Origin of the sequence: Agrobacterium sp. CGMCC 11546, assembly GCF_013365515.1 — a bacterium.
GTDB lineage: Bacteria > Pseudomonadota > Alphaproteobacteria > Rhizobiales > Rhizobiaceae > Agrobacterium > Agrobacterium fabrum.
Genome location: NZ_CP047387.1, coordinates 2,660,306 through 2,673,921 on the forward strand (window position 1 = coordinate 2,660,306; position 13,616 = coordinate 2,673,921).

At 59.7% G+C, this 13,616-nt stretch carries 16 protein-coding genes; 4 read left to right on the top strand and 12 right to left on the bottom strand.

The window, feature by feature from the left end:
- From GSF67_RS13080 to rplU, 7 genes are all read right to left on the bottom strand, one after another.
- Complete coding sequence (locus GSF67_RS13080) at positions 1-1,287, bottom strand: glutamate-5-semialdehyde dehydrogenase (protein WP_006310968.1); 1,287 nt, start codon at positions 1,285-1,287, stop codon at positions 1-3.
- Complete coding sequence (proB, locus tag GSF67_RS13085; RefSeq protein ID WP_006310969.1) at positions 1,280-2,449, bottom strand: glutamate 5-kinase; 1,170 nt, start codon at positions 2,447-2,449, stop codon at positions 1,280-1,282. The genes GSF67_RS13080 and proB overlap by 8 nt, the downstream gene beginning before the upstream one ends.
- Positions 2,446-3,513 carry a GTPase ObgE gene (gene obgE / locus GSF67_RS13090; RefSeq protein WP_006310970.1) on the bottom strand — a complete coding sequence of 356 codons (1,068 nt, stop codon included), beginning with the start codon at positions 3,511-3,513 and terminating at the stop codon, positions 2,446-2,448. The genes proB and obgE overlap by 4 nt, the downstream gene beginning before the upstream one ends.
- A gap of 214 nt (positions 3,514-3,727) precedes the next feature.
- The gene (locus tag GSF67_RS13095; RefSeq protein ID WP_006310972.1) at positions 3,728-4,318 is read right to left on the bottom strand and encodes a GNAT family N-acetyltransferase; all 591 of its coding nucleotides are present in this window, start codon (positions 4,316-4,318) and stop codon (positions 3,728-3,730) included.
- Positions 4,315-4,947, bottom strand: coding sequence for a GNAT family N-acetyltransferase (locus GSF67_RS13100; RefSeq protein ID WP_006310979.1), 633 nt, complete (start codon positions 4,945-4,947; stop codon positions 4,315-4,317). The genes GSF67_RS13095 and GSF67_RS13100 overlap by 4 nt, the downstream gene beginning before the upstream one ends.
- A gap of 131 nt (positions 4,948-5,078) precedes the next feature.
- On the bottom strand, positions 5,079-5,348 hold the full coding sequence (gene rpmA, locus GSF67_RS13105) for a 50S ribosomal protein L27 (protein WP_003492686.1): 270 nt from the start codon (positions 5,346-5,348) through the stop codon (positions 5,079-5,081).
- A gap of 40 nt (positions 5,349-5,388) precedes the next feature.
- Positions 5,389-5,703 (bottom strand): 50S ribosomal protein L21, encoded by a 315-nt coding sequence (gene rplU / locus GSF67_RS13110; RefSeq protein WP_003516451.1) that lies wholly within the window; start codon positions 5,701-5,703, stop codon positions 5,389-5,391.
- A 331-nt stretch (positions 5,704-6,034) separates the two neighbouring features.
- Here rplU and GSF67_RS13115 point away from each other — a divergent pair, with 331 nt between their 5' ends.
- The gene (locus GSF67_RS13115) at positions 6,035-6,475 is read left to right on the top strand and encodes a metallopeptidase family protein (protein ID WP_006310993.1); all 441 of its coding nucleotides are present in this window, start codon (positions 6,035-6,037) and stop codon (positions 6,473-6,475) included.
- A 17-nt stretch (positions 6,476-6,492) separates the two neighbouring features.
- Here the strand turns inward: GSF67_RS13115 and GSF67_RS13120 are convergent, their stop codons facing one another.
- Together GSF67_RS13120 and GSF67_RS13125 are read right to left on the bottom strand one after the other, a co-directional pair.
- Entirely contained in the window at positions 6,493-6,699 is a 207-nt protein-coding gene (locus tag GSF67_RS13120; protein ID WP_003505258.1) for a DUF1737 domain-containing protein, read from the bottom strand.
- Positions 6,696-7,607: a CoA ester lyase gene (locus tag GSF67_RS13125; protein ID WP_035214714.1), complete on the bottom strand. Its 912-nt coding sequence runs from the start codon at positions 7,605-7,607 to the stop codon at positions 6,696-6,698. Before GSF67_RS13125 ends, GSF67_RS13120 begins: the two co-directional genes overlap by 4 nt.
- A gap of 110 nt (positions 7,608-7,717) precedes the next feature.
- Between GSF67_RS13125 and GSF67_RS13130 the strand changes: the two genes are divergently transcribed.
- The 3 genes from GSF67_RS13130 to leuB all read left to right on the top strand — a co-directional run bounded on the left by GSF67_RS13130 (position 7,718) and on the right by leuB (position 10,054).
- Complete coding sequence (locus GSF67_RS13130; protein WP_006310995.1) at positions 7,718-7,948, top strand: hypothetical protein; 231 nt, start codon at positions 7,718-7,720, stop codon at positions 7,946-7,948.
- A gap of 164 nt (positions 7,949-8,112) precedes the next feature.
- Positions 8,113-8,718: a 3-isopropylmalate dehydratase small subunit gene (gene leuD / locus GSF67_RS13135; protein ID WP_006310996.1), complete on the top strand. Its 606-nt coding sequence runs from the start codon at positions 8,113-8,115 to the stop codon at positions 8,716-8,718.
- Between the two features lie 223 nt (positions 8,719-8,941).
- Positions 8,942-10,054, top strand: a complete 1,113-nt coding sequence (gene leuB / locus GSF67_RS13140; RefSeq protein ID WP_006310999.1) for a 3-isopropylmalate dehydrogenase — start codon at positions 8,942-8,944, stop codon at positions 10,052-10,054.
- Here the strand turns inward: leuB and GSF67_RS13145 are convergent.
- The 3 genes from GSF67_RS13145 to cobA form a co-directional block, all read right to left on the bottom strand.
- Entirely contained in the window at positions 10,035-11,282 is a 1,248-nt protein-coding gene (locus tag GSF67_RS13145) for a cytochrome-c peroxidase (RefSeq protein ID WP_006311000.1), read from the bottom strand. The two genes, leuB and GSF67_RS13145, sit on opposite strands and share 20 nt — an antisense overlap.
- A 223-nt stretch (positions 11,283-11,505) precedes the next feature.
- Complete coding sequence (locus GSF67_RS13150) at positions 11,506-12,822, bottom strand: cobyrinate a,c-diamide synthase (RefSeq protein WP_006311001.1); 1,317 nt, start codon at positions 12,820-12,822, stop codon at positions 11,506-11,508.
- A complete protein-coding gene (gene cobA, locus GSF67_RS13155) occupies positions 12,819-13,607 on the bottom strand; it encodes a uroporphyrinogen-III C-methyltransferase (protein ID WP_006311002.1) in 789 nt (262 codons plus the stop codon). The genes GSF67_RS13150 and cobA overlap by 4 nt, the downstream gene beginning before the upstream one ends.
- Positions 13,608-13,616: the final 9 nt, after the last annotated feature.

Sequence of the window (13,616 nt, forward strand, 5' to 3'; positions counted from 1 at the left end):
TCAGGTCCGTGTCTGGCCGGTGCCATGCACACGGTATTTGAACGAAGTGAGCTGCTCGACGCCGACAGGGCCGCGCGCATGCATCTTGCCGGTGGCGATGCCGATTTCCGCACCCATGCCGAATTCGCCGCCATCGGCAAATTGCGTCGAGGCATTATGCAGCAGAATGGCCGAATCGAGCTCGTTGAAGAAACGCTCGACCACTTGAGGGTCTTCTGCGATCACCGCCTCGGTATGGTTGGAGGAATAGGTGCCGATATGATCGATCGCACCTGAAATACCGTCCACCACGGCAACCGAAATGATCGCATCGAGATATTCGGTGCGCCAGTCCTCTTCCGTAGCGGCCTCCAGCCCCTCAACCACATTACGAACCGCCTGCGAACCGCGTACTTCGCAACCCGCGTCAAGCAGGGCTTTGACGACTGGCTCGAGATGAGTGGAGGCGGCAGACGCATCCACCAGCAGGGTTTCGGCCGCCCCGCAAATGCCGGTGCGGCGCATCTTTGCATTCACGACGATGGCTTTTGCCATGTCGAGATCAGCGGATTTGTCGACATAGATATGGCAGATGCCTTCCAGATGCGCGAAGACCGGCACACGGGCTTCAGACTGCACCCGCGCCACCAGGCTTTTGCCGCCGCGCGGCACGATGACATCGACCGTGCCGTTCAAGCCGCTGAGAAGCGCACCGACAGCGGCACGGTCGGTTACCGGCACGAGTTGAATGGCATTCTCCGGAAGACCGGCGATCCTCAGGCCCTGCACGAGACAGGCATGGATAGCACGCGATGAATGTTGCGAATCCGAGCCGCCGCGCAGGATCACGGCGTTGCCGGCCTTGAGGCACAGCGCGCCCGCATCCGCCGTCACATTCGGGCGGCTTTCGTAGATCACGCCGATAACGCCGAGCGGCGTGCGCACGCGCTCGATTTTCAGCCCGTTGGGGCGATCCCAGGCGGCGATGACTTCACCCACCGGATCGGCCAGCGCGGCAACCGAGCGGATGCCTTCGGCAATGCCGGCGATGCGCGCATCGTTGAGTGTCAGCCTGTCGACGAACGAAGCGGCAAGGCCGGCGCTTTCCGCAGCGGCCAGATCCTTACCGTTCGCGGCAAGGATCGCCTCCTTCGAAGCCTCGATGGCAGATGCCATGGCAAGCAGCGCACGGTTCTTCTGGTCCGTGCCGGCAATGGACAACGGTCGCGAAGCAGCTTTCGCCTGAGCGCCGATGGTCATCATCAGCGCATCGATATCATGGCTCTGCTTCACGGCCTGTTCAGGCATGGACCTCATCCTTCTTTGCATGTTTCACTTTGACGGCAGCACCGGTCATCACAAGGTCGTCGCGATGGATCATCGCCGCCCGTCCGACATAACCGAGGATCGTCTCGATCTCGTTGGACTTGTGGCCGATGATAAGGCGCGCTTCCTCTGCATCGTAACCCGCAAGACCACGAGCGACTTCACGGCCTTCAGCGCCCATGATGGCAATGGCATCGCCGCGTCCGAAATTGCCCTTCACCTGCCGCACGCCAGCGGGAAGCAGGCTTTTCCCAGCATAAAGCGCCTTTTCGGCCCCGGCATCCACATGGATTTCGCCGGCCGGCTGCAATTGCCCAGCAATCCAGGTCTTGCGCGCCGTCACCGGCGTGCCCGACGGCGCGAACCACGAGGAGCGCGCGCCGTTTTCGATTGCCTTCAGCGGATTGAGCGTCTTGCCCGAAGCGATGATCATGCCGCACCCGGCAGCGGTCGCGATCTTGCCCGCATCGATCTTGGTGCGCATGCCGCCGCGCGAAAGCTCGGAGGCCGCCCCACCCGCCATGGCTTCGATTTCAGGCGTGATATCGGCAATCGTCTCGAGAAATTTCGCATCGGGATCGAGATGCGGTGGGGCGGTGTAGAGCCCGTCAATATCCGACAACAGCACCAGGAGATCGGCACCCGTCATCGTAGCCACGCGCGCGGCCAGACGGTCATTGTCGCCATAACGGATTTCGGTGGTCGCCACCGTGTCGTTTTCATTGATGATCGGAATGGCGCCGATCTTCAAAAGCTGATTGATGGTGGCACGCGCGTTGAGATAACGCCGACGCTCCTCGGTATCGGATAGCGTCAGCAGAATCTGACCGGCAACGATCTCGTGCCGCGACAGGCTTTCCGACCATGCCCGCGCCAGCGCAATCTGGCCGACTGCCGCCGCCGCCTGGCTTTCTTCCAGCTTCAGTGCACCGGAAGGCAGGCCGAGCACGGTGCGGCCAAGCGCAATGGCGCCAGAAGACACGACCTGGACATCCGCGCCGTTTTTTTTCAGCGCGGCGATATCCTCGCAGATGGCATCCAGCCAGTCTTTCTTCAGGCCGCTTTTCCGGTCCACCAGAAGCGCCGAACCGATCTTGATGACGATCCGGTGGTGGCTCGCCAGCGGCTTGCGCGTCAGGCTCATAGGCGGTCGTCCTCTTCCTCGACCTCGCTCTCATGCGGCATCGACCGGTCTGGAAGGGCGGTATCGCCGCCATTGCTTGCCGAAACGATGATGTCCCGAAGGGCGCGCAGTGCTTCCGTCATGCCGATATGGGCGGCAGCGGATAGCAGGAGCGGCGGACGGCCGCAGGCCTTTTCCAGTTCCTTCGCCTTTTTCTTCAGTTCTTTCTCGTCCAGCACGTCAATCTGCGACAGCGCCACGATTTCCGGCTTGTCGGTCAGCCCACCGCCGTAAGCATCCAGCTCGGCCTTGACCGTCTTATAGGCCTTGCCGACTTTTTCTTCCTGGGCGGAGACGAGGTGCAGCAGCACACGCGTGCGCTCCACGTGGCCGAGGAAGCGGTCGCCGATGCCGACACCCTCATGCGCGCCTTCGATAAGACCGGGAATGTCGGCCAGCACGAATTCACGACCGTCGATGGTCGCAACGCCAAGGTTGGGATGCAGCGTGGTAAAGGGATAATTGGCGATCTTCGGACGCGCACGGGTCACGGTCGCCAGGAATGTGGATTTACCCGCATTCGGCAGACCAACGAGACCGGCATCAGCAATCAGCTTAAGCCGCAGCCAGATGGTTTTTTCCTCACCTGCCAGGCCCGGATTGGCATGGGTAGGCGCCTGATTGGTGGACGACTTGAAGTAGGCATTGCCGAAACCGCCATTGCCGCCGGCAGCAAGACGAAAGCGCTGACCTTCCTTCGTAAGGTCCATGATCAGCGTTTCATTGTCTTCCTCGAAAATCTGGGTACCAACAGGCACTTTCAGCACGACATCCGAACCCTTGGCACCGGTGCGGGTCTTGCCCATGCCATGCTGTCCGATAGAAGCCTTGAAATGCTGCTGGAAGCGAAAGTCGATCAGCGTGTTAAGGCCATTGACCACTTCCACCCAGACGTCGCCGCCGCGTCCGCCATCACCGCCGTCAGGGCCGCCGAACTCGATGAATTTTTCGCGCCGGAACGACACGGCGCCCGCGCCGCCATCACCGGACTTGATATAGACTTTTGCTTCATCGAGAAATTTCATCGGACTGCCGTTCTGTCGGTTTGCGGGCGCACCAACCAATCGTGCCGCGCCAAACAAAAATATCGTCGTTTCGAATACAAGCGCTTCTCCGCAACGTCAAAGACTATCGTGCGGCAAGCCCCTGCGCGGGACAAGGCCGGTCTGCTTCAAACCGGCTTCGTTTAATGCCTCGGGCCGAAAACTCTCTCTGTTTTCGGCCCGAGGCTCCTCAGTGTCAGCGGTGCAGCCGGATGAAATCCTCAGCCGTGATCACCGTATCGATATGCGCCACCATGGTGGCGCGCGCCGTGGCGTAGATCTGGTGGCAGCCGGTCACCCGGAAGCCAAGTTTTTCCTGCACACGCAACGAAGCGGGGTTATCCGCGAACACGCCGGAATGAAGGGTCACCCCCGGCATGCGACGGAAGAACCGCTCGACCACGGCGGCTACCGCCTCGGTCATGTAGCCCTTGCCCCAGTAAAAGCGGTTCAGCCAGTAGCCGAGATGCCACTCGCCGTGCCGCAACTCCACCGAGACAACGCCGATCAGGGTATCGTCACCACTGGTGATGGCGAAATCCCAGTCGGGTAGGGTGCCGGAGGTGCGCAAAACCAGCCATTCCAGCGCATCCTGCTTGTGATAGGGCGCGGGGACGCGGGCGAGCATTCTGGTCACGGCGAAATCACCGAGCGATTCCGCGATGCTGCCGGCATCGGAAAGCCGTTGCGGGCGCAGCACCAGACGCGACGTCTCGACGACGGGGCAGGGGCCGGGCGGTGCCATGGTCGTAGCAGTCCGGCGACGGGTCAGTTCGAGCGCGCTCATCCCATGTCCCCCCAGCTCTTCAGCGAAACCCACGTCTTCCGGTCAAGCCGGTACCATTCGACGGGCACCATGCCGCCGAGCGCCAGCGAACCGACCATGCCGGAGCCCTGGAACTGGAAACCGCATTTCTGGATGACGCGGCGCGAGCCAATGTTGGTGACCCGGCAACGGGCATCGATGTGGTCGATTTCACGCGTGCGGAAGGCCATGTCGATCAGCGCATGCGCCGCTTCGGTCATGTAGCCGCGGTTCCAGTAGGGCTCCCCTAGCCAGTAACCGATTTCCAGCGTCTTTTCGTCTTCCTGGGGTTCGAGCGCGCAGCAGCCTAAAAACTCGCCATTGTCCATGCGGGTAATCGCATAGACGCACTTGCCAATCTCGCCAGCTTTGGAGCGTCGCACGAAGTCCGCGGCGTCTTTGGCCGTGTACGGGTGCGGCATACGCGATACCATGGTCGCGATATTGGCATTGTTGGCAAGATGGGCAAGGGCGTCGATGTCTTCTTCGTGAGGCTTGCGTAAAACCAGCCTCTGCGACAGTAAAACGGGGCAATCGCTCCTCGACCGATCGGGCCTCGGCCGCTCTTCGGGTGACCGTGATTGGTCAACCCTCAACAATTCAGCTTGCATGGTTCAGTCCCTCCTTGGGGGTAAAGAAAAAGGGGAGTTGGGTGGTGCCCCATCTCCCCTGTTTTCTTGACTGAACCTGATACGTCTCAGCCGGGTCGATGGGACACCGGCTGCATATGACGCTTACCGGCTTATTCTGCGGCTTCCGCTTTCGGAGCCACGGATACGAATACGCGGCCATTGGCCTTCGTACGGAAGTTCACGTTACCTGCGGTCAGTGCGAAAATCGTGTGGTCCTTGCCGATGCCAACATTGGCGCCCGGATGCCACTGCGTGCCGCGCTGGCGCAGAATAATGTTGCCTGGAATGACAGCTTCGCCGCCGAACTTCTTTACGCCAAGGCGCTTGGATTCGGAATCGCGACCGTTACGCGAGGAACCGCCAGCTTTTTTGTGTGCCATTGGAGTTCTCCTTTAAACCTTGTTTCCCGTGTCGCGCCGATCAGGCAGCAACGATGTCCGTGATGCGGACGACAGTGTGATGCTGACGATGGCCGCGCGAACGCTTGGAGTTCTGACGACGACGCTTCTTGAAGGCGATGACCTTCTTGCCGCGATTGTGCTCGACAACTTCAGCCTTGACGATAGCACCCTTGACAAAGGGAGCACCGAACTGAGCGTCGGCGCCTTCGCCGATCACGAGAACTTCGGTGAATTCTACAGTTGCGCCTGCCTCGGCTTCCAGCTTTTCGATGGTCAGCACGGCGTCGGCCGCTACGCGGTACTGCTTACCGCCGGTCTTGATGACTGCGAACATTGTTTATCCTTTCATGTTCGTTCCGGCTCTGCCCGCAAATGCAAGCTGGCCGTCTTTTTATCAGTCGGAATTTGGTAGAAACCCGTTAGGACAGAAGTCCCTTTGAATGTCTGCCGGTGAAGCCGCCTTTTAAGGGGCGGAATAAACGGAGGGCGCACTACGCCACCAATTTGGGTGCCGATTACGCGAGACGCCTGTTTATGTCAAGATGACGACGGCTTGAAAAGTAACTGTAACGCCAAGAATTTCATGCTTTTTCGGCGGGTGAAGCAGACGGGTCTCGAAATTTGCCCCGCAAGTGTTTATATGGGCCTTCCAACAAGGAGCAGAAATGGCCCGCATAGACCAGACCGACGATTGGCGGGACCGCCACGCGCCGACACTTTCCGCCTTCGAGTCGCTTGCGATTGAGGCATATGGCCACCTGCCGGAGGAATTTCGCGCACTGACGAAGGATCTCATCATCGAGATCGCCGATTTTCCGACCGATGACGTCTTCGAAGACATGGCGCTTGAAACACCCTTCGATCTTCTCGGTCTCTTCGAAGGGCGCGGTATTTCCGAACGTTTCACCATGGAAACGGGCGAGATGATAAACCGCATCACGCTCTATCGCCGTCCCATTCTCGATTATTGGGCCGAGAACGAGGAAACGCTTGGCGATATCATCACCCACGTCCTTATCCATGAAATCGGCCACCATTTCGGCCTGTCGGATGACGACATGGAGCGGATCGAAGAAAGCGCGGACGAGGCCGCGGCGGAGCGATAGGCCCGCCGCGTTGCGTCTTATTGCTCGCCGAGCTTCATGTCCGGATGGTATTCCTTGCCTTCGACGACCTTGGTCACGGCCTGGCCGCAATGCATCACACCGCTTGCGGCGTTGAAGGCATAGCTCGGTGAACCCGCAAGTTCCCATCCCTTGTTCAGGGCTTCGGTGACCCGGTGACAGAATTTTGCGTCGTCGGGACCGGTTATGAAACGATAGACCTTCACGTCTTTTTTGCCTTTCTTTGCGCGATGATATCGGCCATGGCGACCAGCCTTTCGGCTTGCCCCACATGCAGCCGTTCGATCATCTGACCGTTCATGTTGATGATGTTCAGTTCCGCAGATTCCGGTTTTGCGAAAGCGGCAATAATCGCGCGTGCTTCCGCAAGCGTCGCCTCATCCGGACCGAAGTGCCGGTTGGCCGCTTCGATCTGGGCCGGATGGATCAGCATCTTGCCATCGAAGCCCATGGCGCGCCCCTGTTCGCATTCGGCTTCGAAAGCCTCGATATCGCGAAAATCATTCGAGACGCTGTCGATAACATCGAGCCCGTAGGCCCGCGCGGCAAGAATCACCTGCATCATCCACGGCACGAGATAGGTGCGGCCGGGAAGGCGTGGGACATGCGTTTCCTTGCGTAGATCGTTGAGCCCGATGACAAAAGCGGCAAGACGGGCATTCGGCGTATGGGCAGCGTCGGCAATTGAGGCGGCATTCAAGACACCAAGCGGTGTCTCGATCATCGCCCAGATTTTCAGATGCTCGGGCGCGTCCGCCTCGGCCAGAAGATCGGCCACGTCATGAATATCGGAAGGCTGCTCCACCTTCGGCAATAAAACCGCATCTGGCCGGCATGAAAGCACAAGCTGCAGATCTGCCTTTCCATCAGGTGTCGAAAGCGGATTGATGCGGATAACGGTTTCCCTTCCGTCGAAAGACGAACCGGAGAACAGCTTTTCCAGATTTTCCCGCGCCTTGCCCTTCATGTCGGGCGCAACCGAATCCTCCAGATCGAGGATCACGCCATCACAATCGAGCTCCCGGATTTTTTCGAGTGCCCGGATATTGATGGCCGGAACTGACAGCAGGGAACGACGTGGTCTCACGGAAATATTTTCGGAAAAATTGACGATGCCGCACTTGTGTCAAGCTTTTGTGACATCTGCAAGCTGACAATCCACTGAATCATCTTGCAAGCCGGTAGAAGAAGGCCCACATTCGTCTCGATAGAAAGGTTTGGATCATGCAAGGCATACGTTCGTTTTTCATCGCCGCATCTGGAATTGCCATTCTGGCGATGGTCGCTCTTTTCACCGCGTCGCTGACGGTAGCTTTCATTGGTGTGCTTGCGGTCCTGAGTGCCGCCCGCCTTCTTTCCGCGCGTCTGAAGCCGGCCCCCATTCCGGTCAAGCCTCGTAACCAGCGCGACATGCGTGTCTGGAACGACGGCAAGGGCACAATTATCGATCTCTGAGATCGTGTAATCCAGTCAGGATGCGATAACGCCTGACGGGCGTACCGAAGAATGAGTATTTGCGCTTCTAAAGCGCCTGGTTTTGCAGTATTTCCCCTGAGAAAACATCCGGCAGGCTTTTGTCAGTGCCAGATTTTGTTCAAGGGAAACACGGGAAGCGACAGATGGAAAAATTCACCAAGCTGACGGGCGTCGCCGCGCCCATGCCGGTCGTCAATATCGACACCGACATGATCATTCCGAAAGATTATCTGAAGACCATCAAGCGCACCGGTCTCGGCAAGGGTCTTTTCGCCGAATCCCGTTATCTCGAAGACGGTTCGCCCAATCCCGATTTCGTGCTGAACAAGCCCGCCTACCAGAACGCCCAGATTCTTGTTGCCGGTGACAATTTCGGCTGCGGCTCGTCGCGCGAACACGCACCATGGGCACTGCTCGATTTCGGCATCCGCTGCGTCATCTCCACCAGCTTCGCCGACATCTTCTACAGTAACTGTTTCAAGAACGGCATCCTGCCGGTTGTCGTCAGCCCAGAGAACCTCGAAAAGCTGCTGGACGACGCCTCGCGCGGCTCGAACGCCGTTCTCTCCATCGATCTGGAGCGCCAGGAAATCAGCGGCCCGGATGGTGGCACGATCACCTTCGAGATCGACGAATTCAAGCGACACTGCATGCTGAACGGTCTCGACGATATCGGCCTAACACTGGAACACGCGGGCGCTATCGACACGTTCGAAAAGGCGAACGCCTCGGTCCGTCCCTGGGCCTGATCACATTTCCGCTCTTTAAAAAATAGCCGATCCCGTACCAAACAGTACCGGATCGGCTTTTGCTTTGCTTGAAAAGCCTTTGAGGCGGAGATAAGAAGCCCTCGATCCCGTCCGGCTGCGATACGACTTGGCATGCGCAGGACGGAACGAGTTTGACGCCGCGCTCGCCGCCATCGAAAACCCTTCGTGATGTTTTCCGGCGCGCCGCCCAAGGAGGGTTCTCATGACAGTCCGTTCGCTTTTCCTGCTCCCCGGTGATGGTATCGGCCCTGAAGCCATGACTGAGGTCCGCAAGCTGATCGAATATATGAACAGCGCGCACAATGCCGGCTTCACCGTTTCTGAGGGCCTCGTCGGCGGTTCCGCTTACGACGCGCATGGCGTCGCGATTTCCGATGCGGACATGGAAAAGGCGCTTGCCGCCGATGCAATCCTGTTCGGTGCCGTTGGCGGCCCGAAGTGGGACGGCGTTCCCTATGAGCATCGCCCGGAAGCGGGTCTGCTGCGCCTGCGCAAGGACCTCGAACTTTTCGCCAACCTGCGCCCTGCGATCTGCTATCCGGCGCTCGCCGCCGCCTCCTCGCTGAAGCCGGAACTGGTCGAAGGTCTCGATATCCTCATCGTTCGCGAACTGACCGGCGGCGTCTATTTCGGTGAACCGAAGCAGATCATCGATCTCGGCAACGGCCAGAAGCGCGGTATCGACACGCAGATCTACGACACCTTCGAGATCGAGCGCATCGCCAGCGTCGCTTTCGAACTGGCCCGCACCCGCGACAACCGCGTCTGCTCGATGGAAAAGCGCAACGTCATGAAATCAGGCGTTTTGTGGAACCAGGTCGTCACCGAAACCCACGCGGCCAAATACAAGGACGTGCAGCTAGAACATATGCTAGCCGATGCCGGCGGCATGCAGCTGGTGCGCAAGCCCAAGCAGTTCGACGTGATCGTCACCGACAACCTCTTCGGCGACATGCTCTCCGACGTGGCCGCCATGCTGACAGGCTCGCTCGGCATGTTGCCCTCGGCCTCGCTCGGCGCACCTGATGCCAAGACCGGCAAGCGCAAGGCCATGTATGAGCCGGTGCACGGTTCGGCTCCTGACATCGCCGGCAAGGGCATCGCCAACCCGATCGCCATGATCGCGTCCTTCGCCATGTGCCTGCGCTACTCGTTCAACATGGTGGATGAAGCCACCAAGCTCGAGGCGGCGATCGCCAACGTGCTGGACAAGGGCATCCGCACCGCCGACATCATGGCCGATGGTTGCCGTCAGGTCGGCACGTCTGACATGGGTGACGCGGTTCTCGCCGAATTCAAGGCGCTTTCGGCGTAACGCTTGAAACGGGCTGGGCAGGGGGCATCGCCGTCTGCCCGTCCTCCTTTGGCAGAAGATGCTCGTAACGACGGTCGGTCAGCGTCTTCAGAAATGCCACGATGGCATCCACCCGCTTGTCGTCCAGCGCCGGTGCCGATGTCAGTTCCGTCATGGCGATATTCTCGGGCACCTCGGGTGCATCCCACGTCTTGCCGGTTTCCGGATTGATCTGACGGCTGGGCTTCTTGCTCTTATATTTTACATAGAACAGCACCACTGTGCGCAGGTCCCTGAACACGCCATTGTGCATGTAAGGACCGGTCACGGCGACGTTGCGCAACGTCGGCACCTTGAACTTGCCCCGCTGGGCTGGATCGCCGGCAACGGCCGGGTTCTGCGCCAGCCCGAGATCGACAGCATCCGGCTTCGAGCCGTTCACAGCCCTGACGGATGTATTGGCGGGAACACCGATGTTGAAATATTTGTGGTTGGTAAAGAGGCCGTCTTCCAGACCCTTGGCACCACGGATTTCGTGGCAGGTATTGCAATTGGTGAACTGCGTCGACGAAATCAGAACGCGGCCCAGCTCCTCCTGATCGGTCAGCTTTTCCTCGCCGCGCAGGAAGCGGTCATATTTGGAATCGAAGGTGGAAAATTCGTCCGAGCGCTCGAAGCTCGCCAGCGCCTTGGTCATCGCGGCATAGGCCGTTTCATCGCTCTGGAACACATCTTTGCCGAACTGCGTCCCAAAGGCCGCGACGTAATCGGGGTTCTCCCTGAGCCTTTTAACGACAGCCGCCTTGTCCGGCATGCCCATTTCGACGGGATTGAGCGGTGGCCCGCCCGCCTGATCTTCCAGCAGGGAGGCGCGGCCATCCCAGAATTGCCCGCCGACATACTCTCCCGCCGCGTTCTTGCCGAAAGGCGGCGTGAACTTCGCGTAAGCCGCGGTTGGCGCGTTGCGGTCGCCAAGAGAAGTCCCGTCATCGCCAAGCGATACATCCCGCCCGACCTTTTCGCTCTCCCGTGCATCGGAAAACCCGGCCGCCTGCATATGGCAGGTGGAACAGGCCATGGTGCGGTTCATCGAAAGATTGTGATCGTCAAAGAGGACCGCGCCAAGCTTTTCCAGCGTCGCATAATCTTCACCGCCATGGGCGGCAATGCCGTCGACCCCGGTGCCCAAAGGAGCCAGCAGAATGGCTGCAGCGAGAGCGGCAGAGAGAAAAAATCCGGGTTTCATCATGGCAGGCACGCTCGAAATAAAATGCGCGATAACAGCTTCGGACCGGGAAATTTGAAGCGGTTTAAGGTCCCGTCGCGCTTCACCGGATATGGATAACCGGAGCTCACTCCGCTTTTTCATATCCCATGAAGAGACCTATAGCACTTTCCCGTGATCGGAGCCTAGAAACTTTCGCAGCTTGCTCCACTTTGCCGCAGGTCACCCCGACCGGAACCGCAAACGATCAACCGCCTCTGGCGATTGCATGGAAGAACGTGCCCGAGACAAAACCTCTCCTGCCGCCGGATGGCCCGAGCGGGCGACCCTGCCCGTCAGCCATATGGGCGAAGGGCTCATCACGGCCGGGATCGGTGACCCGGGCATAATGAAACTCATGGCCGCGCAGAACGTCCCCCGCCATGCCGAGCGGGCTGTCTGCCGCAATCGTGGCCTGCCGATAGCCCAGATTCATCTTGCGCGTCGCAAAGCTCGTGGCGTGCGACAGGAGACCAGTCATGGCATGGGTCACGCCATCCGCATCCTCCAGCCCCTCACCGAGCACCATGTAACCGCCACACTCGCCATGCACCGGCTTTGTCTCTGCAAAACGGGCAATACCCGCCTTGAAGCCGACAGCAGCGGCAAGTTTTCCGGCAAAAAGCTCGGGATAGCCACCCGGCAGCCAGCAAATATCGCAGCTCTCATCGGGCGCCTCATCGGCGAGCGGCGAAAACGGCACGATCTCTGCCCCGGCCGCACGCCAATGCTTCCTGAGATGCGGATAAAGGAAGGTGAAGGCCGCATCTTCCGCCAGCGCGATGCGCTGACCGGGCGGCGCAATCGCCGCCTCCGCCGAACCGCAGGGCATATCCACCGGCGCGGCAAGCGAAAACAAGGCATCAAGATCGATGGATTTTTCCATCACATCCGCGAGCCGGTCTATATGGGCGTCAATTTCCGGATGTTCGCTCGCCTGCACCAGCCCCAGGTGTCGCTCCGGCAGGATGAGGGAAGGATCACGCAGAACGCAGCCGACAACCGGCAGACCGATTTTTTCGATGGCTTCGGTGCACAGCGTCCGGTGCCTTTCGCTGCCGGCCCGGTTCAACACCACCGCTCCCATGGTGACATCGGGATCGTAGTGGGCGAAACCATGCGCAATGGCAGCCGCCGTCTGCGACTGGCCGGAGACATCCAGCACCAGCAGCACCGGAATGCCGAACAACCGCGCCAGATCCGCCGCCGAGCCGGTGCGGTTTTCCGCCATGGGAATACCGTCGAACAGGCCCATGGCGCTTTCGATGAGAATGAGTTCCGCATCCTCGGTCTGCTGCGAAAACAGATGTCGCAGCAGGTCCGGCTGCATGGCCCAGCTATCTAGATTGAGACCGGATGTGCCGGTGGCGAAGGCATGAAAACCGGGATCGATGTAATCCGGCCCCGTCTTGATGCCGCGCACCTTCACCCCGCGGCGCGCAAAGGCCCGGAGCAGGCCGATGGTCACACTGGTCTTGCCGGAGCCCGAGCGCGGCGCGCCGATGATGATTGCCCGCGCCGTCATGAGCCCGACACTCCAAGACGATCCCGCATCGAAACAATCTCGCCGATAATAATCAAAGCCGGCGCTTCGAAGCTTTCCCGCTTTGCATCGTCAGCTATGCTTTGCAATGTACCGATGAAAATCCGTTCTTGCGCAGTAGTTGCCGACATGATGACGGCGACCGGCGTTTTTCCCGAACGTCCGCCCTGCATCAGAAGACCGGCAATAGTGCCGATATTCTTCAGCCCCATATAAACGACGATAGGTTCCTGCGTTTTCGCCAGTGCCAGCCAGTCGAGATCCTGTTCGGTGCCCGCCGCGTGGCCGGTAGCGAGCGTCACGGCGCGGCTCATGCCGCGCATGGTGGCAGGAATGCGTGCCGAAGCGAGCGCGGTAAACGACGAGGTCATGCCCGGCAATATGCGAAACGGAATGCCGGCATGGACAAGCGCCTCCGCCTCTTCGCCGCCACGCCCGAAAATAAAGGGATCGCCGCCCTTCAGCCGCAGCACCTTTTTGCCCTGCAGAGCAAAATCGATCAGCGACGCGGTAATGTCATCCTGCGTCGCGGAGGGCTTGCCGCCACGCTTGCCGGCAAAGACGACTTCCGCCTGCGGACCGAGCGCCACGACATCATCGCTCACCAGCGCATCACGCACGATGATATCGGCCTGCGACAGCGCGAGCGCCACTTCGAGCGTCAGATACCGCACATCGCCCGGCCCCGCGCCCGCGAGCCAAACGTGGCCGGCTTCAAAGACCGGACCTTTTGCGGCGATGCTGTTCAAAATCTGCGGTATCGACATTGTTCTTGG